The sequence below is a fragment of the Actinacidiphila sp. DG2A-62 genome, from assembly GCF_035825295.1.
Taxonomy (GTDB): domain Bacteria; phylum Actinomycetota; class Actinomycetes; order Streptomycetales; family Streptomycetaceae; genus Actinacidiphila.
In genome coordinates this window covers 5,054,308-5,071,023 of sequence record NZ_JAYMGI010000002.1, presented here as the reverse complement: position 1 = coordinate 5,071,023, position 16,716 = coordinate 5,054,308, and the positions used below count along the sequence as shown (strand labels likewise).

Below are 16,716 nucleotides of genomic sequence, written 5' to 3'. Positions count from 1 at the left end.
GGCCGGCGGGCTGCCCGGCGGCCCGGTCGTCGGGCGCCTGGTCGGCGGGGGCGGTGCGGTCCGGGCGTTCCGGGGGGATCACGAAAGCTCCTTCGAGGGTGCTGCGGCGGTCGCCCCATCATCCCCGAATCCGGCGGGGCGTGTGAGGGGGAAGTCCGGTCCTTCGGTGGTGCGCACCTCCAGGGTGCCGTGCGGGGTGAGGCGGACCACCAGGTGCCGCCGCCACCGGTCGTCGTCGCGCTCGGGGCGGTCCTCGCGCCAGTGGCAGCCGCGGGTCTCCTCGCGCCGCCGGGCGGCGGCCACCAGGACCCGGGCGACCAGACCGAGGTTGGTCGCCTCCCAGGTCTCCACGCACGGCTCCGCGGTCTTGCCGTCCCGCTCGTACGCCTCGACGGCCGCGGTGTGCAGCCGCTCCAGCGCGCCCGCGGCGCCCGCGAGGCTGCCGGCGCTGCGCAGCACCCCGGCGCCCGCGGTCATGATCCGCTGCACCTCGAAGCGCGCCTCGGAGGCCAGCAGCGGGCCGGGCTCGCCCTGCGGCAGGGGCGGGGCGGCGGGGGCGGTGTCGGTGTCGGCGGACGGGCCGGTGGTCCCGCCGGCGAGCCGGGCCACCACGTCGGCGGCGATACGCTCGGCGAAGACCAGGCCCTCCAGCAGCGAGTTGGACGCCAGCCGGTTCGCGCCGTGCACGCCGGTGCAGGCGGCCTCGCCGCAGGCGTACAGACCGGCCACGGTGGTACGCCCGTGCAGGTCGGTGCGCACGCCCCCGGAGGCGTAGTGCGCGGCGGGCGCGACCGGGATCGGCTCGGTGACCGGGTCGATGCCGTGCGCCCGGCAGGCGGCGAGGATGGTCGGGAACCGCTCGGCCCACATCCGGGCGCCGAAGTGCCGGGCGTCGAGGTACATGTGCGCGGCGCCGGTCTCCCGCATCCGCCGGGTGATCGCCTTGGCGACGATGTCGCGCGGCGCCAGCTCGGCCAGCTCGTGCTGCCCGAGCATGAAGCGCGTCCCGTCGGCGTCGACCAGGTGCGCGCCCTCGCCGCGGACCGCCTCGGACACCAGCGGCTGCTGGCCCTCGGCGTCCGGGCCGAGCCACAGCACGGTCGGGTGGAACTGCACGAACTCCACGTCGCTGACCTCGGCGCCGGCCCGCAGCGCGAGCGCGACGCCGTCGCCGGTGGAGACCGCGGGGTTGGTGGTGGCGGAGAACACCTGGCCCATGCCGCCGGTGGCCAGCACCACGGCCCGGGCGCGTACCGCGCCGACGCCGTCGCGGGCGCCCTCGCCCATCACGTGCAGGGTGACGCCGGCGGTGCGGCCGGCGGCGTCGGTGAGCAGGTCGAGCACCAGGGCGTTCTCCACCAGCTCGATCCGGGGCCGGCCGCCGTCGGGCGTGGCGCCGGCCGCGCGGACCGCCTCGATCAGCGCGCGGGAGACCTCGGCGCCGGTCGCGTCGCCGCCGGCGTGCGCGATCCGGTTGCGGTGGTGGCCGCCCTCGCGGGTGAGCAGGATCTCGCCGCTGGCGGCGTCGGTGTCGAAGCGGGCGCCGGTGGCGATCAGCCGGCGCACCGCGTCGGGGCCCTCGGTGACCAGGGTGCGCACGGCCGGCTCGTCGCACAGGCCGGCGCTGGCCACCAGGGTGTCGTCCAGGTGCTGCTGCGGGGTGTCGCCGTCGCCGAGCGCCGCGGCGATGCCGCCCTGCGCCCAGCGGGTGGAGCCGTCGTCCAGGTGCGCCTTGGTCACCACGGTGACCTTCGCGCCGGCCGCGGCGCAGCGCAGCGCCACGGTGAGCCCGGCGACGCCGGAGCCGACCACGACCACGTCGGCGTCGGTCGCCCAGCCGGGCGCGGGGGCGTGCAGGCGTATGCCGGGGCCCGGGTCGGCGTCGGCGCCCAGGTCGGTTGCGGCGCCCGGGTCGGTTGCGGGGCCGGGGTCGGTTGCGGGGCCGGGGTCGGCGTCGGCGGACGCGGCGGTCGCGGACGCCGTACGGGTCCGGGGGGCGCCCGGGGCGCCCGGGGTGGCTGCGCGGGCGGGGGCGGCGTGATCGCCGGTGGCCGTCATTCGGGGGCTCCGAACTCCAGGGGGATGTTGTCGATCAGACGGGTCGTGCCGACCTTCGCCGCGACCGCCAGGACCGCGCGGCCGGTGTGGCCGGGCCCGGCGTCGGTGAAGTCCGCGGGGTCGATCAGCGCGGCGTAGTCCAGCACGACCGGCGGTTCCATGGCCGCGGCGCGGTCCAGCACGGCGCGGGCGGCGCGCAGCGCGGCCTCCGGGCCGCGCGGGGCGGCCTCGCGGCCGGTGAACAGGGCGCGGGACAGCGCGCGGGCGCTGACCCGCTCGGCCTCGCTCAGATAGCGGTTGCGGCTGGACAGCGCGACGCCGTCGCCCTCCCGTACGGTCGGCACGCCGACGATCTCCACGCCGAAGTTCAGGTCGGTGACCATCCGGCGGATCAGCGCGAGCTGCTGGGCGTCCTTCTCGCCGAAGAACGCGGCCCGCGGCCGGGTCAGGTGCAGCAGCTTGGCGACGACGGTGAGCATGCCGTCGAAGTGGCCGGGCCGGGACGCGCCCTCGTAGCGCTCCCCCATCGCCCCGGCCGAGATGCGGACCTCGGGCTGCCCGCCGGGGTAGACCTCGGCGACGTCGGGGGCGAAGACGACGTCGGCGCCGGCCTTCTCGGCGAGCTCCACGTCGGCGTCCAGGGTGCGCGGGTAGCGGTCCAGGTCCTCGTTCGGACCGAACTGCAGCGGGTTGACGAAGACGGTCACGGTGACCCGGCCGTCCTCGCCCGCGCGGGCGCGGGCGGCGCGGATCAGCGCGGCGTGGCCCTCGTGGAGGGCGCCCATCGTCATCACCACGGCGTCGGCCGGCGCGAGGTCGCGGGCGCGGTGCACGGTCACGGTCATCGGGTCGTCCCCCCGTCGGCGAGGGCGCCGAGCAGCGCCTCCGCGTACTCCGCCTTGAGCATGCCGTTGCCGAGCGCCAGGTCGGCGGTGGCGCGGGCCATCGCCACGTAGGAGGCGACGTCCTGCGGCGCGTGGGCGCGCAGCTCGGCCAGGTGGGCGGCGACGGTCCCGGCGTCGCCGCGGGCCACCGGTCCGGTCAGGGCCGCGTCGCCGGAGCGCAGCGCGTTGTCCAGCGCGGCGCCCAGCAGCGGGCCGAGCATCCGGCCGGGCTCGGCGACGCCCGCCTGCCGGAGCAGGTCCATGGCCTGCGAGACCAGCGTGACCAGGTGGTTGGCGCCGATCGCCAGCGCCGCGTGGTAGAGCGGGCGGGCCTCCTCGGCGATCCACTCCGGCTCGCCGCCCATCTCGATGACCAGCGCCTCGGCGGCGGTGCGCAACTCCTCGGGCGCGGTGACGCCGAAGGTGCAGCCGTTCAGCCGCTGCACGTCCACGGCGGTGCCGGTGAACGTCATCACCGGGTGCAGCGCGAGCGGCAGCGCGCCGGCGCGCAGGGCCGGGTCGAGCACGGCGGCGCCGTAGCGGCCGGAGGTGTGCACCAGCAGCTGGCCGGGGCGGACCGCGCCGGTCTCGGCGAGGCCGCTGACCAGGGCGGGCAGGGCGTCGTCCGGCACGGTCAGCAGGACGAGGTCCGCGGCGCGGAGCACGGCAGGGGGTTCGACCAGCGGGACGCCGGGCAGCAGCGACTCGGCGCGGCGGCGGGAGGCGTCGGAGACGCCGGAGGCGGCGACGGGGTGGTGGCCCGCGCGGGCCAGCGCGGCGGTCAGCGCGGCGCCGACGCGGCCAGCCCCCACGACGCCTACGGCCAGCCGTGCCGGCCTCTCGTCCACGACCACTGCGCCTCCTGGGGGCTCGCACTTCTCGTCAATCCTACGCGAACTCGCTGGGCGCGGGCCTGAGCGCCCCACGTGACCCCTCCCACTTTCGGCTCGGCCCCTGCCCGCTTTCGGCGTCCCCCCTGCCCGTCCGGGCTGCCCCTTTTTCGCCGTCGCCGGATCTTCCCCCGCTGGGTGGTTGCTGGGGGTACCTCCCGGACGGAGTCCGGGGGAGCCGTTCCCCGCGCCCCCGGGGGTGCACGTCGGCCGTGCAGGCCAGCCATCAGGGGCGCGGGGAACTGCGCGGGCGACCACTGCGGCGGGGCAGACGGGCACGGCGGGGCCGGGGCAGCCTCGGAGGCCGACCAGCCACCCCGCGGGGGACGGTCCCGGGACGGGGGAAGGGGCAGCCCCGGGGGGCAGGGGCGACGTAAGTCCACCCTGCGGCGTAGGGGGGATCGCTCTGGGGGTTGACCCCGCGACGGGTTCCCGTGCCTACGCTGGGTGATGTGCAGCGCGTCTACGACTTCTTCCGCCGACACCCGACGTGGGTCGACTCCTTCTGGGCCGTCGTCCTGCTGATGGCCTGCGCTGCCTGGCTGATCGTCGACGACCGGGTCTCCCACCCGGCCAAGCTCGTCGGCATCCCGATCTCCTTCGCGCTGGCCGCCGTCGTCGCCCTGCGCCGCCGCGCGCCCGAGCGCATGCTGCTCGTCGCGGTGGCCACCGGCCTCGCCCAGCTCGCCTTCGACGTGGAGGTCAACCCCGGCAACCTCGCGTTCCTGGCGATCATCTACACCTGCGCCTCCAACGGCGCCCGGTGGTCCTCGCGCCTCGCGCTGACCGCGGGCCTGGCCGCCGCCCCGCTGGCGATGCTGCGCTGGCCGCCGGAGAGCGCCGACAGCACCATCTGGACGACGACGCTGCAGACGTTCTTCCTCGCGGTGATCTTCGCCCTGTCGTGGGTGATCGGCGACCGGCTGCGCACCCGGCGGGCGTACTACGCCGAGCTGGAGGAGCGCGCGGCCCGGCTGCACCGCGAGCGCGAGGCGCAGTCGAAGGCCGCGGTCGCCGCCGAACGCGCCCGGATCGCCCGCGAGCTGCACGACGTCGTCGCGCACAACGTCTCGGTGATGGTCGTCCAGGCCGACGGCGCGGCCTATGTGCTGGACGCCGCGCCCGACCAGGCCAAGCAGGCGCTGAACACCATCTCCACCACCGGCCGCCAGGCGCTGGCCGAGATGCGCCGGCTGCTCGGCCTGCTGCGGGCCGGCGACGACGCCGGCGGCGAGTACGTCCCGCAGCCCGGTGTGGACCAGCTCGCCGACCTCATCGACCAGGTCCGCGGCGCCGGGCTGCCGGTGCGCTTCGAGGTCGCGGGCGACGCCAGGCCGCTGTCCAGCGGCGTGGAGCTGACCGCGTACCGGATCGTGCAGGAGGCGCTGACCAACGTCCGCAAGCACGGCGGCGACGGCGCGAGCGCGAGCGTGCTGCTGGGCTTCGGCGAGTCCGCGCTCGACCTGCTGATCGAGGACGACGGGCGCGGCGCGGTCCGCGAGCAGTACGCCCAGGGCGGCCGGGACGGCCTCGGACAGGGCCTGATCGGCATGCGCGAGCGGATCGGCATGATCGGCGGCACCCTGGACGCGGGCCCGCGGCCCGGCGGCGGTTTCCGGATCAGCGCGGTGCTGCCGTTGAAGACCGGCCGCTGACCCCGCCGCGCCCGCTGACCGCCCGATGCCCCGCCGCCCCGCCGTCCCCCTGTTCCGTTGTCCCCCCGTCCCGCTGTTCCGCCGCCCCCGCCGCCCCCGCCGCCTCCCGTCCCCGTACGGCCCCAGGAAAGGACCCCTCATGGCGATCCGCGTCATGCTCGTCGACGACCAGGTGCTGCTGCGCACCGGCTTCCGCATGGTGCTCGCCGCCCAGCCGGACATGGAGGTGGTCGCCGAGGCGGGGGACGGCGCCGAGGCGCTGGAGGTGCTGCGCGCCACCGCCGTCGACGTGGTGCTGATGGACGTCCGCATGCCGCGGCTGGACGGCGTGGAGGCCACCCGCAGGATCTGCGGCTCCCGCGGCCCGGACGGCGACGGGGACGGCGGGCCGCGGGTGCTCATCCTGACCACGTTCGACCTGGACGAGTACGCCTTCGCCGCGCTGAAGGCCGGCGCGAGCGGCTTCATGCTCAAGGACGTGCCGCCGGACGAGCTGCTGACCGCGATCCGCGCGGTGCACAGCGGCGACGCGGTGGTGGCGCCGTCCACCACCCGCCGGCTGCTGGACCGCTTCACCCCGATGCTGCCCGGCTCCGGCGCCGAGCAGAGCCACAAGGCCAAGGAGATCGGCCGGCTCACCGAGCGGGAGCGCGAGGTGCTGCTGCTGGTCGCGCAGGGCCTGTCCAACGGCGAGATCGCCCAGAAGCTGGTGCTGTCCGAGGCGACCGTCAAGACGCACGTCGGCCGCATCCTCACCAAGCTGGAGCTGCGCGACCGGGTGCAGGCGGTCGTCCTGGCGTACGAGTCGGGGCTGGTACGGGCCGGCGGCGGGACGTACTGACCGCCCCGCCGCGCCGCGCTACTCCAGCACCTCGGCGACGAGCGCCGCGTACGCCTCGGCGGCCTCATGGACCTCGTCCGCGGTCCACTCCAGCGCGCTCGCGCCGACCGTGACCTCGGTCATCGACAGTCCCGGAGGGCCGGGTTCGGTGAAGACGCCGCGGCCGAAGAGGCTGAGTCCGGTGCGTTCGGCCTGGCGGACCGACGCCTCGTCCAGCACCCGCGCGGGGTGCGCCAGCCACAGCTGGAACTGGTGGGTGTGCGGCGTCGGCGGGTGGACCCTGACCAGGTCGAGGCCGCCGTCCAGGAGCCCGCGCCGCAGCGCCTCGGCCACCGGCCGCGCGTGCAGGACGTACGAGGCCAGCCGCGGCAGTTCGTCCCGCAGCCCGGCCTGCGCGGCCAGCGCCGCGGGGTACTGCTGGAAGAGCAGCCCGCCGTAGCGGTGCCGCCACGCCTTGGCCTCGGCGATCAGGTCGGCGGAGGCGGCCAGCGCGGCGCCGGACAGGCCGCCCAGCGACTTGTAGTAGCTGACGTAGACGCTGTCGGCGAGGCCGGCGATCTCCGGCAGCGGGCGGTCGAAGTGCGGCGTGCACTCCCACAGCCGCGCGCCGTCGACGTGCACCACCGCGTCCCGCTCCCGCGCCGCGGCGACGGCCGCGGTCAGCTCCTCCCAGCTCGGCAGCACGAAACCGGCGTCGCGCAGCGGGAGTTCGAGCATCAGCGTGCCGAACGGCTCCTCGAAGTCCGCGATCTCCTCCGCGGTCGGCAGCCGCGGCGCGGTGGTCGGGTGGACGGTGCGCAGGCCGCCGAGGGCGTGCAGCGCGTCGCGCTCGTGCACCTCGGGGTGGGCGAGCGGGTGCAGGGCCACCACCGGGTTGCCGGTGCGGCCGGCCCAGCAGCGCAGGGCCACCTGCTGGGCCATCGTGCCGGTGGGGAAGAAGGCGGCGTCCTCCATGCCGAGGAGCTCCGCGGTGCGGCGCTCCAGGTCGCGGACGGGGCCCGTTCCGTACTGGTCGGGCGTACTGTCCTGGTACGCCGCCTCCGCTTCGTGCGCGAGCTGCGCGAGGCGGGTGGGCATCGTCGCGCGCGGCGGCCCGCTGAGCACCTTCGACGCGGCCCGCGCCGCCGCGTCGCGCCGCGCGCGCCGCGTCTCGGCTTCCGCCGCGGCTTCCTTGTCGTACGTCGCCATGCCTCTCCGTCTCCCGGCCGCCGGGGGTCCGGGCTGCGCCCCGGTTCGGGCCGCGTCCCGCTTTCCCCGTTCCCCCGTTCCCCGAGTCTCCCGCACCAGGGACTTCCAGCGTGCGCCCAGCGCGGACGGAAACCCGCTCCCCCGGATGGCTGACGTCCAGCGCGGACGGAAAGCCGGGCCCCTGATGGCGCGGCGCCCAGCGTTCAGCCGGCGCGGCGGTGGTTGGGGCGGGCGGAGCGGCTGCGCTTCTCCACGTACATCCGCTGGTCCGCGCTGTGCAGGACCTCCTCCGCGGTCATCCCGCAGCCGGCCCAGCCGATGCCGAAGCTCGCGCCGACCCGTACCGCGCGCCCGTCCACCCGGATCGGCGGGATGATCGCGTTGCGCAGCCGCACCGCCAGGTCCGCCGCGTCGGCCGGCGCGAGGCCGTCCGCGAGGACCACGAACTCGTCGCCGCCGAGCCGGGCCACCGTGTCGCCGTCGCGCACCGCGCCGGTGAGCCTGCGGGCCACCTCTATGAGCACGGCGTCACCGGTGTGGTGGCCGAACCGGTCGTTGATCGACTTGAACCCGTCGAGGTCGCAGAAGAGCACCGCGAGCCCCTTGGTCGACGACTCCTCGTCGTTCTCGTCCGGCGCGACCGTGTGCACGTGGCCGTCGAGCGCGCCGAGCGGCGCGGCCAGCTCCTCCGGCCCGTAGCCGTAGCTGAAGGCGAACTCGTCGGGGCCGGGGTCGGCGACCAGCGCCGCCGCGTCCTCGGCGTCCTTGTCCTGCGGGCGCGAACACAGCCGCGAGGACAGTCGGGAGCGCAGCTCGGCGCTGTTGGGCAGGCCGGTCAGCGAGTCGTGGCTGGCGCGGTGGGCGAGCTGCAGCTCACGGCTCTTGCGCTCCTCGATGTCCTCGACGTGGGTGAGCAGGAAGCGCGGGCCGTCCGCGGTGTCGGCGACCACCGAGTTGCGCAGCGACACCCACAGGTAGGAGCCGTCGCGGCGGGCCAGCCGCAGTTCCGCGCGGCCGCCCTCGGCGGAGGTGCGCAGCAGCAGGCCGACGTCCTCGGGGTGGACCAGGTCGGAGAAGGAGTAGCGGCGCATCGTGGAGGCCGAGCGGCCGAGCAGCCGGCACAGCGCGTCGTTGGCGCGCAGCAGCTTGCCGTGCTGGTCGCCGCCCATCTCGGCGATGGCCATGCCGCTGGGCGCGTACTCGAAGGCCTGCCGGAAGCTCTCCTCGCTGGCGCGCAGCGCCTGCTGGTCGCGTTCCAGGCGGACCAGGGCGCGCTGCATGTTGGCGCGCATCCGGGCGTTGCTGATCGCGATGCCGGCCTGGAAGGCGTACATCTGCAGCGCCTCGCAGCCCCACGGGCCGGGGTGCCGGCCGCTGGTCGGCCGGTCCACGGATATGACGCCGATCAGCTCGCTGCCGACGGTCTGCGAGGAGTACATGGGCGCGTAGAGGCGGTCGCCGGGGTGCCACTCGTCGGGGAACCGCGGCAGCGGGCCCTCGGTGTGCCACTGCGGCACGTCGTCGTCGATGAGCACCCAGCCCTCGGTGTGCGGGATGAACCGCAGCTGGCCCCAGCGCTCGCCCATGGACAGCCGGCGCTCCCAGGACGCGCGGGAGCCGACCCGCCCGGCGAGCAGCGCCTCGCCCGCGGCGCTGCCGGCGAACGCGGCCACCACCAGGTCGCCGTCCGGGCGCACCAGGTTGACCGCGGCCAGCTCGTAGCTCAGGCCGCGCACCACTCCGTCGGCGACGGCCTGGAGGGTGTCGGCCAGGCTGCGCGCGCTGTTGAGGTCCGCCACGACCTGGTGCAGTTGACGCAGGGTCGCGAGGCGGACGTACGGCTCCGACTCGGTGTCCATGGCCCTCTCCACGCCCTCGACTGCGGACTCCTCGTGTTCCGGCGTTCGACGCTTCGAACGCTTCGTAATTCACACTCTTCCATTTACACGCCACTGAATCACAGGGTGCTGTGCGATCGGTACACAGGGTCAACAATTCCTGGCCCTTGTGACTCAAGTCACACCGCCAGGTGAGCAGTTGGGCACGGACCGTGGTCCCCGCGACCTAGGACCCGGTCCCCACGCGGTTGCGACCGGGGCCCGATGCCCCGCTTCCTACCGGGCCGTAACGTGGAACCGTGCCTCACACTCCGCCGGGACGGCATCCTGGGACCATCATGGGCCAGACCGTCGACATCGATGACTTCCGCGCCGCCATGTCCCGCCTCGCCGCGGGGGTGGTCCTGGTGACCGCGCACGACCCCGACGACGGACCGCGCGGGGAGGACGTCGGCATGACCGCCACCGCCTTCATGTCGGTCTCCCTGGAACCGCCGCTGGTGCTGGCGTCGGTCCGCGTCGGGTCGCGGATGGACGAACTGCTGGAGCGGCAGCCGCGCTGGGCGGTGTCCGTGCTCAGCGAGAGCCAGCGGCACATCGCCGGGCGCTTCGCGATGCGCGGGCGGATCAGCGACCGGCTGCTGTTCGAGGACATCGCCTACTACCGCGGCCATCACTCCGGCGCGCCGGTGCTCGGCGGGGCGCTGTCCATACTCGAGTGCGAGACCGACCAGCGGGTCCCGGCCGGCGACCACACCCTCGTGATCGGCCGGGTGCTGGCCGCGCGCACGCCCAGCGCGGACGGCGGCCCGCTGAGCTACTTCCGCGGCCGGTACCGGTACCTGAGCTGATCCCCGGGGCCGGCACCCGGCTTCCCCGGCCCTCTCGGCCCGCGGCTCAGTCCCAGCCCGTCGCGCGGCCGCGCTTGACGTCGCCGCGGCGCTTCTTGGCCTGCAGGCGGCGCTCGTTGACGCCGCGGGGTATGCGGGTGGGGCGGCGGGCCTTGGGCGGCGGCGCGGTCGCCTGCGCGAGCAGCGAGGCCAGCCGGGCCGCCGCGGTCTCGCGGTTGCGCCACTGCGAGCGGTGCTCGGAGGACCGTACGGTCAGCACGCCGTCGTGCAGCCGGCCGGCCAGCCGCTCCAGCGCGCGCTCCTTCCACACCGGCGGCAGCGCCCGCGTGGCCGCCAGGTCGAACCGCAGCTCCACCTGGCTGTCGCTGGTGTTGACGTGCTGTCCGCCGGGCCCGGAGGACCGCGAGAAACGCCACACCAGCTCGGTCTCCGGCAGGGAGACCGAGCCGCGGATGGGGAGTGCTCCGGACATGCCCCCATGATCCCGCCCGCACATGCGTACGTCACGGGGATTTCGTCCCGTGGAGGAACCATGACGGGGGCCCTCCGCGTATGGACGGATGACGGTAGTTTCGTCGGCGACACCTACGACCACAAAAGGGGACTTCCCATGGCGGTAAGCCTGACCAAGGGCGGCAACGTCTCGCTGAGCAAGGAGGCGCCCGGCCTGACGGCCGTGACCGTCGGCCTGGGCTGGGACGTCCGCACCACCACCGGTACGGACTTCGACCTCGACGCGAGCGCCATCGCGGTCAACGCGACGGGCAAGGTCTACTCGGACGGCCACTTCGTCTTCTTCAACAACAAGCAGAGCCCCGACCAGACCATCGTCCACACCGGCGACAACCGCACCGGCGAGGGCGAGGGCGACGACGAGCAGATCAACGTCAACCTCGCCGCCCTGCCCGCCGACGTGGACAAGATCGTCTTCCCCGTCTCGATCTACGACGCCGAGGCCCGCAGCCAGAACTTCGGCCAGGTGCGCAACGCGTACATCCGCATCATCAACCAGGCCGGCGGCGCCGAGATCGCCCGCTACGACCTGAGCGAGGACGCGGCGACCGAGACCGCGATGGTCTTCGGCGAGCTGTACCGCAACGGCGCGGAGTGGAAGTTCCGCGCGGTCGGCCAGGGCTACGCCTCCGGCCTGGTCGGCATCGCCACCGACTTCGGCGTCAACCTCTGAGACTCCCGGCACGCCGGCCCGCCGCCGGCAGGCCGGTACGCCGGCCGGTCGGTACGCCGGCCGGCCGGTACGCCGGTCCGCACCGCGGCCGCCGTGCCCCCGCGCGCACAAGCCGGGGGGTACGGCGGCCGCGCCGGCCCTCTGACACCATCGGCCGGGTGATCGACCTCGGATACGCCCTGTCCCGCCGCTTCCCCGACCCGCCGCAGACCGACTACCGGACCGCGGACGTCGCGGCACTGCGGCGCGACCTGTTCTGCGGCGACGTCTACCTCGCCGAGGGCGAGCGCGAACTGTCCACCGCGTGGGGCTGGGTGCCGGTGCTGGACTTCGCCTGGGCGCTGTGCGCGATCGTCGAGGACCTCGACCGCGACCCCGCGGGCGGCCGGGCCGCGCGGCCGCAGCGCGCGGAGTTCGACTTCACCGAGTCCACCGACCGGCTGCGCTTCGTCCGCCGCTTCGGCCACGTCGAGGTGACCGCGGACTGGACGCCGGACGAGCCCCCGCTGGTGCTGAGCCATGCCGGGCTGCGCCGCGAGGCCCGCGACTTCCTGCACGACCTGGTCGCCGACCTGGCCGACCTGCACGAGGACCTGGCCGACAACCCGGCGGTGTGGGGGCTGCTGGCCCGCTACCCCCGGCTGTGAGCGCGGACGGCGCGGGGCCGCCCGCCGCCTGTTCGCTCTGGGCGAACACAGAACCCGGCCGGTCTCCGGATTTGGGAACTGCTTTACTCGCGTCACGAGTTAAACGACCGGACACGACCCGTACCGACCCCCGGTACCGGCACCCCGTACCGAACCCGTACCGACCCCGTACCGACCGTACGCATGGCCCGAGGAGAGACCGACATGGCGCTGTGGGACCGCTTCAAGGAGTCCGCCCAGAGCATGCAGACCCAGCTGACCGCGAAGAAGAACGACCTGAAGAGCGGGGCCTTCCGGGACGCCAGCATGGCCATGTGCGCGCTGGTCTCCGCCGCCGACGGCTCGGTCGACCCGTCCGAGCGGCAGCGCGTGGCCTCCCTCATCGCGAGCAACGACGTGCTGCAGAACTTCCCGGCGACCGACCTCCAGCGCCGTTTCGACGACTACCTCACCAAGCTCACCTCGGACTTCGACTTCGGCAAGGTCGCCATCCTCCAGGAGATCGCCAAGGTGCAGAAGAAGCCCACCGAGGCGCGTGCGGTCATCCAGATCGGTATCGTCATCGGCGGTGCGGACGGCGTCTTCGACAAGTCCGAGCAGGCCGTGGTGCGCGAGGCGTGCTTCGCGGTGGGGCTGAACCCCGCGGAGTTCGACCTGTGAGCGCACGCACCCCGGCCGCACCGCACTGAAGCGAGCGGGAGCGTACGAGCGCGCGGGGGACGGGGGCCCGCGGGCCGGTGAGGTTCGGAGGGCCGCATGCCGGGCGACGACGAGTTGGCGCTGACGGTCTACCAGGCGCTGCGCGCCCACGGCTCCTTCGCGTCCGAGGCGGAGCTGGGCCGGGCCGCGGGCGTCGGCGCCGAGGAGGCCCGCCGCGGCCGGCTCCGGCTGGAGGACCTCGGCCTGCTCCAGCAGGGCGACGGCCTGCTGGAGCCGGTCGACCCGGAGACCGCGCTGCTGCGCACCATGACCGCGTACCAGACCAGCGCGGCCCAGCAGGCCAGCACGGCCGCCGCGCTCCAGCAGCTCACCGAGTCGCTGATGTCGGTCTACCGCCCGGCGGTCGCCGCCGAGGCCGCGCAGGTCGAGGTGGCGTACCTCACCGACCGGCGGCACAAGGACCGGACGATGACCGAGCTGGCCGGCACCTCGCGCCACCGGGTGGACTCCATGCACCCCGGCCCGATGCCGTCGCCGCCGGTCCTGGAGGACTCGCTGCGGCGGGACGCCCAGATGCGGGAGAGGCGGGTGCGGCTGCGCTCGATCTACCCGCTGTCGCTGCTGCAGAGCCCCCGCCACGTCGGCTACCTGGAGCGGCTGTCCGACCTCGGCGCCGAGGTGCGGCTGCTCGACCACGCCCCCTGCGACCTGGTGATCCACGACGGCGAGGCGGCCTGCGTGCCCAGCGACCCGGGCAGCCCCGGCGGCCCGATGCTGCTGGTCCGCGGCTCGGCCCTGATCCGCGTGCTGGTCGGCTTCTACGAGGACCTGTGGCTGCGCGCGGTCCCGTACGAGCAGGCGCACACGCAGGACGGCGCCTCGGTGGCGGCGCAGCTGACCATGCAGGAGCGGACGGTGGTCCGGCTGCTGGCCGGCGGGCTCAGCGACGACCAGATCGCCCGCAAGATGGGCGTGCACCGGCGCACGGTGCAGCGCGCGGTGGCCAAGCTGATGGAGCGCCTGCACGCCTCCAGCCGCTTCGAGGCGGGCCTGAAGCTGGCGCAGGACCCGGCGTACGCGGCGGCGCTGCGCGGACCGCGATCGCCCGGCGCGCTGACGAGCGGCCGGCAGTGACGCACCCGGCCGGCGGCGGCGCACGCGCCGGGCGGTGACCGCGCGCCGGTCTCGGAGCAGTGGGCGCCGCTCGTTCCCGTCCCCCCTCAGCCCGGGAACGAACGGCACCGATGGTGGGGGCAGGCGGGCCTTGCCGGCCCCCACCGTGCCGAACGACGCGTCCCCCCGGGTCGACCGGGCGAGCGTGCCCGTCGATGCGCCGTCCGGCCCCGGACGCGGCGACTCGGGGGAGCCGCGGCCGGGAGCACCTCGCGGTGCCGCGGCGCTCTCGGAAGGCGGGGAGTTCGCCGTGAGGGGCCGCTTCTGCATAGGTACCCGATGGAGGCACTGCGTGCCTAGCCGGTCACAGCGCGCCGAATTCCCTCTCGACCCCTCGAATACGTATCCGACCTGCGATTTTCGGCTACCGGGCGGCATGGTGTCCAAAAAGCGACACGTACCAATGTGGACAGCTCGCCGCTTGTCGCCCGGGAGAGCGCTTACTGCCGGACGGCGCCCCGCGGCCCCCGCCTCACGCCGGGGTGGTGAACCGCCAGCCGCGCGCCTTCAGTTGCGGCACCATGGCGTCCACCGCGTCCACGGTCTGGCTCCGGTCGCCGCCGCCGTCGTGCAGCAGCACCACCGCGCCGGGCGCGATCCCCTCGGTGAGGCGGCGCAGCAACTCCCCCGTGCCCGGCGGCTCCCAGTCCCGCACGGCGAGCCGCCAGCCGAGCGGGACCATGCCGAGGTCCGCCGCGACCTGCGGCGTGTGGCCCCAATTCCCGTACGGCGCGCGGAAGTAGGGAATGGGCACGCCCGGCGCGGCGGCGCGTACGGCGGCGGACGTCTCCTCCAGGTCGGCGCGGACGCGTGCCGCCGTCCAGTCGGTCATGTCGTCGTGGTGCATCCCGTGGTTGCCCAGCAGATGGCCGTCCTCGACGATCGCGCGGACGATCTGCGGATGGGCGAGCGCGTGCGCGCCCCACAGGCAGAACACCGCCGTGACCCGGTGCTTGCGCAGCACCGACAGCAGCCGCGGCGTGTGCACCGGGTGCGGGCCGTCGTCGAAGGTCAGCGCCGCGTACGAGCCGACCAGGCGGGTGGAGTCGACGACGGGGACGTGCCGGCGCGGCCGTGGCACGGCCGGTATCCCTGCGGGTGCGGTCACGACGGTGTTCTCCTCATCCGTTCGGCATCGGTTCAGCGTGGGTTCAGCTGGGTTGGCAGGTCAGGTCGAGGCTGGTCGGGGCGCTGCCCGAGCCGTTGACGACGTACCCGAAGGTGGTCGAGGCGCCCACTCCCACCTGCCCGTTGTACGGGGCGTTGTGCGCGGTGGTCTGGCTGCCGGACGAACCCTGCACACCGTTCCACAGGTTCACGATCGTCTGGCCCGACGGCTGCGACCACGCCACCGTCCACGCCGACAACGGCACCGAACCCGAGTCCGTCACCGACACCTCGGCCTGATAACCACCCGACCACGCACTCACCAACCGATACGACGCCGTGCACGCCGCACCCGACGTCCCACCCGACGTCGACCCCGCCGACGAACCCGAGCTCGTACCACTCGACGTCCCCGAAGTCGTACCCGAGGTCGTCCCGCTCGACGTACCACTGGACGTACCCGACGACGTACCACTCGACGTGCCCGAGGTCGTCCCCGACGACGTGCCGCCGTTCGTCCCGCCCGAGGAGCCGTTGAGGCCGAAGAAGGCGATGGCCTGCGCGGCCATGCCGCTGGTGGGCAGCGCGTGGCCGACGCCCTGGATGCTGATGCCCTCGACCGGGGCGTGCACGTCCGCGGAGCCGTAGCGCGTGCGGGTCCAGGTCGACTGCGGGTGGTCGGTGAGGACCGGCGTCTGGCTGACGCCCAGCACGTCGGTCCACTGCTTGATCTCCTCGCCGAAGTTGGCGTAGTTGAGCGTGGTGTCCGCGGTGCCGTGCCACAGCTGCATGCGCGGGCGCGGGCCGGTGTAGCCGGGGTCGGCGCCGCGGACCAGGTCGCCCCACTGCTGCGGGGTCTTGCTGATCTGGCCGTTGGCGCAGGCGGTGTTCCACGAGGACCCGTCGGTGGTGGCGAAGCAGCCGAACGGCACGCCCATGAACGCCGCGCCGGCCTTGAAGACGTCGGGGTAGTCGCCGAGCAGGACGTTCGTCATCATGCCGCCGGACGACGCGCCGGTGACGTAGACCCGGTCGGGGTCGCCGCCGTAGTGCTGCTCGGTGTATGTGACCATCGACATGATGCCGACCGGGTCGCTGCCGCCGCCGCGCTTGAGCGCCTGCGGCGAGGAGACGTCGAAGCAGCTGCCGTCGCGGGTCGCCGAGGGATAGACGACGATGAAGCCGTACTGGTCGGCGAGCGAGGCGAACTCGGTGCCGGAGTAGAAGGCCGGGCCCGAGCCGGTGCAGTAGTGGACGGCCACCAGGATCGCCGGGTGGGCCGGCGCGCTGTTCGGCACGTACACGTACATGCGCAGGTTGCTGGGGTTGGCGCCGAAGCCGGTGACCTCGGTGAGCGAGGCGGCGTGCGCGGTGCCGGCCGAGCCGGCCGCGACGAGGAGCGCGGCGAGCAGCGGCGCGATCCCGGTGAGCAGGGCGACGAGCAGCCGCCGCAGTCCTCGGGGGCCGTGCCGGCCGCTGGGTGCGGTCATGGCGGTGGTGTCCTTTCCGCGGTTCCGCCGTCCCGGGCCGGGACTCCCCTCCCGGCCCGGAGCGGTCAGATGTGGGGGGATGTGCGGGCCGACCGGCCCGCACGGCCGATCGAAATTTTTCGACACCTTTACGAATGTTTCGGGAAACCGTAGGCCCAGGATTGCGCTGCGTCAAGGCATTTGACCCTGCGGTGAGTGCCCCGACCGCTGGTACGGACCTGCCGTCACAGCCGTCCCGCGGGCCGCAC

15 protein-coding genes are annotated in these 16,716 nt (G+C 74.5%); 7 read left to right on the top strand and 8 right to left on the bottom strand.

Features of this window, described 5'->3' with window-relative positions; translation table 11 throughout:
- Positions 1-78 precede the first annotated feature (78 nt).
- The 3 genes from VSR01_RS22760 to VSR01_RS22750 are packed head-to-tail and all read right to left on the bottom strand — an operon-like array spanning position 79 to position 3,796.
- Positions 79-2,058: an L-aspartate oxidase gene (locus VSR01_RS22760; RefSeq protein WP_326451016.1), complete on the bottom strand. Its 1,980-nt coding sequence runs from the start codon at positions 2,056-2,058 to the stop codon at positions 79-81.
- Positions 2,055-2,903, bottom strand: a complete 849-nt coding sequence (panC, locus tag VSR01_RS22755) for a pantoate--beta-alanine ligase (RefSeq protein ID WP_326451015.1) — start codon at positions 2,901-2,903, stop codon at positions 2,055-2,057. Before panC ends, VSR01_RS22760 begins: the two co-directional genes overlap by 4 nt.
- Positions 2,900-3,796: a Rossmann-like and DUF2520 domain-containing protein gene (locus VSR01_RS22750; protein ID WP_442785517.1), complete on the bottom strand. Its 897-nt coding sequence runs from the start codon at positions 3,794-3,796 to the stop codon at positions 2,900-2,902. The genes panC and VSR01_RS22750 overlap by 4 nt, the downstream gene beginning before the upstream one ends.
- A gap of 488 nt (positions 3,797-4,284) precedes the next feature.
- Here VSR01_RS22750 and VSR01_RS22745 point away from each other — a divergent pair, with 488 nt between their 5' ends.
- Entirely contained in the window at positions 4,285-5,487 is a 1,203-nt protein-coding gene (locus VSR01_RS22745; RefSeq protein WP_326451013.1) for a sensor histidine kinase, read from the top strand.
- A gap of 139 nt (positions 5,488-5,626) precedes the next feature.
- A complete protein-coding gene (locus VSR01_RS22740) occupies positions 5,627-6,328 on the top strand; it encodes a response regulator transcription factor (RefSeq protein ID WP_326451012.1) in 702 nt (233 codons plus the stop codon).
- Positions 6,329-6,346: 18 nt separating this feature from the next.
- Here the strand turns inward: VSR01_RS22740 and VSR01_RS22735 are convergent, their stop codons facing one another.
- A complete protein-coding gene (locus VSR01_RS22735) occupies positions 6,347-7,516 on the bottom strand; it encodes a threonine aldolase family protein (RefSeq protein ID WP_326451011.1) in 1,170 nt (389 codons plus the stop codon).
- Positions 7,517-7,719: 203 nt separating this feature from the next.
- Complete coding sequence (cdgB, locus tag VSR01_RS22730) at positions 7,720-9,375, bottom strand: diguanylate cyclase CdgB (RefSeq protein WP_326451010.1); 1,656 nt, start codon at positions 9,373-9,375, stop codon at positions 7,720-7,722.
- 317 nt (positions 9,376-9,692) lie between these two features.
- Here cdgB and VSR01_RS22725 point away from each other — a divergent pair, with 317 nt between their 5' ends.
- The gene (locus VSR01_RS22725) at positions 9,693-10,205 is read left to right on the top strand and encodes a flavin reductase family protein (RefSeq protein WP_326451009.1); all 513 of its coding nucleotides are present in this window, start codon (positions 9,693-9,695) and stop codon (positions 10,203-10,205) included.
- Between the two features lie 46 nt (positions 10,206-10,251).
- On the opposite strand, the gene arfB is transcribed toward VSR01_RS22725, so the two are convergent.
- Positions 10,252-10,677 carry an alternative ribosome rescue aminoacyl-tRNA hydrolase ArfB gene (arfB, locus tag VSR01_RS22720; protein WP_326451008.1) on the bottom strand — a complete coding sequence of 142 codons (426 nt, stop codon included), beginning with the start codon at positions 10,675-10,677 and terminating at the stop codon, positions 10,252-10,254.
- A gap of 138 nt (positions 10,678-10,815) precedes the next feature.
- On the opposite strand from arfB, the gene VSR01_RS22715 reads away from it, so the two are divergent.
- The 4 genes from VSR01_RS22715 to VSR01_RS22700 all read left to right on the top strand — a co-directional run bounded on the left by VSR01_RS22715 (position 10,816) and on the right by VSR01_RS22700 (position 13,832).
- Complete coding sequence (locus VSR01_RS22715) at positions 10,816-11,391, top strand: TerD family protein (protein WP_326451007.1); 576 nt, start codon at positions 10,816-10,818, stop codon at positions 11,389-11,391.
- Between the two features lie 158 nt (positions 11,392-11,549).
- Positions 11,550-12,038, top strand: coding sequence for a hypothetical protein (locus VSR01_RS22710; protein WP_326451006.1), 489 nt, complete (start codon positions 11,550-11,552; stop codon positions 12,036-12,038).
- 204 nt (positions 12,039-12,242) lie between these two features.
- Entirely contained in the window at positions 12,243-12,698 is a 456-nt protein-coding gene (locus tag VSR01_RS22705; protein ID WP_326451005.1) for a tellurite resistance TerB family protein, read from the top strand.
- 96 nt (positions 12,699-12,794) lie between these two features.
- On the top strand, positions 12,795-13,832 hold the full coding sequence (locus VSR01_RS22700) for a helix-turn-helix transcriptional regulator (protein ID WP_326451004.1): 1,038 nt from the start codon (positions 12,795-12,797) through the stop codon (positions 13,830-13,832).
- Positions 13,833-14,343: 511 nt separating this feature from the next.
- Here VSR01_RS22700 and VSR01_RS22695 read toward each other — a convergent pair.
- Together VSR01_RS22695 and VSR01_RS22690 are read right to left on the bottom strand one after the other, a co-directional pair.
- On the bottom strand, positions 14,344-14,979 hold the full coding sequence (locus tag VSR01_RS22695; RefSeq protein ID WP_326451003.1) for a polysaccharide deacetylase family protein: 636 nt from the start codon (positions 14,977-14,979) through the stop codon (positions 14,344-14,346).
- A 43-nt stretch (positions 14,980-15,022) separates the two neighbouring features.
- On the bottom strand, positions 15,023-16,468 hold the full coding sequence (locus tag VSR01_RS22690; protein ID WP_326451002.1) for an extracellular catalytic domain type 1 short-chain-length polyhydroxyalkanoate depolymerase: 1,446 nt from the start codon (positions 16,466-16,468) through the stop codon (positions 15,023-15,025).
- Between the last annotated feature and the right edge of the window lie 248 nt (positions 16,469-16,716).

Bases quoted from the DNA above. Each gene is read 5' to 3' on its own strand.
- VSR01_RS22760 (WP_326451016.1), bottom strand. From the start codon at position 2,058: ATGACGGCCACCGGCGATCACGCCGCCCCCGCCCGCGCAGCCACCCCG.
- panC (WP_326451015.1), bottom strand. From the start codon at position 2,903: ATGACCGTGACCGTGCACCGCGCCCGCGACCTCGCGCCGGCCGACGCC.
- VSR01_RS22740 (WP_326451012.1), top strand. From the start codon at position 5,627: ATGGCGATCCGCGTCATGCTCGTCGACGACCAGGTGCTGCTGCGCACC.
- VSR01_RS22735 (WP_326451011.1), bottom strand. From the start codon at position 7,516: ATGGCGACGTACGACAAGGAAGCCGCGGCGGAAGCCGAGACGCGGCGC.
- cdgB (WP_326451010.1), bottom strand. From the start codon at position 9,375: ATGGACACCGAGTCGGAGCCGTACGTCCGCCTCGCGACCCTGCGTCAA.
- VSR01_RS22725 (WP_326451009.1), top strand. From the start codon at position 9,693: ATGGGCCAGACCGTCGACATCGATGACTTCCGCGCCGCCATGTCCCGC.
- arfB (WP_326451008.1), bottom strand. From the start codon at position 10,677: ATGTCCGGAGCACTCCCCATCCGCGGCTCGGTCTCCCTGCCGGAGACC.
- VSR01_RS22715 (WP_326451007.1), top strand. From the start codon at position 10,816: ATGGCGGTAAGCCTGACCAAGGGCGGCAACGTCTCGCTGAGCAAGGAG.
- VSR01_RS22705 (WP_326451005.1), top strand. From the start codon at position 12,243: ATGGCGCTGTGGGACCGCTTCAAGGAGTCCGCCCAGAGCATGCAGACC.
- VSR01_RS22700 (WP_326451004.1), top strand. From the start codon at position 12,795: ATGCCGGGCGACGACGAGTTGGCGCTGACGGTCTACCAGGCGCTGCGC.
- VSR01_RS22690 (WP_326451002.1), bottom strand. From the start codon at position 16,468: ATGACCGCACCCAGCGGCCGGCACGGCCCCCGAGGACTGCGGCGGCTG.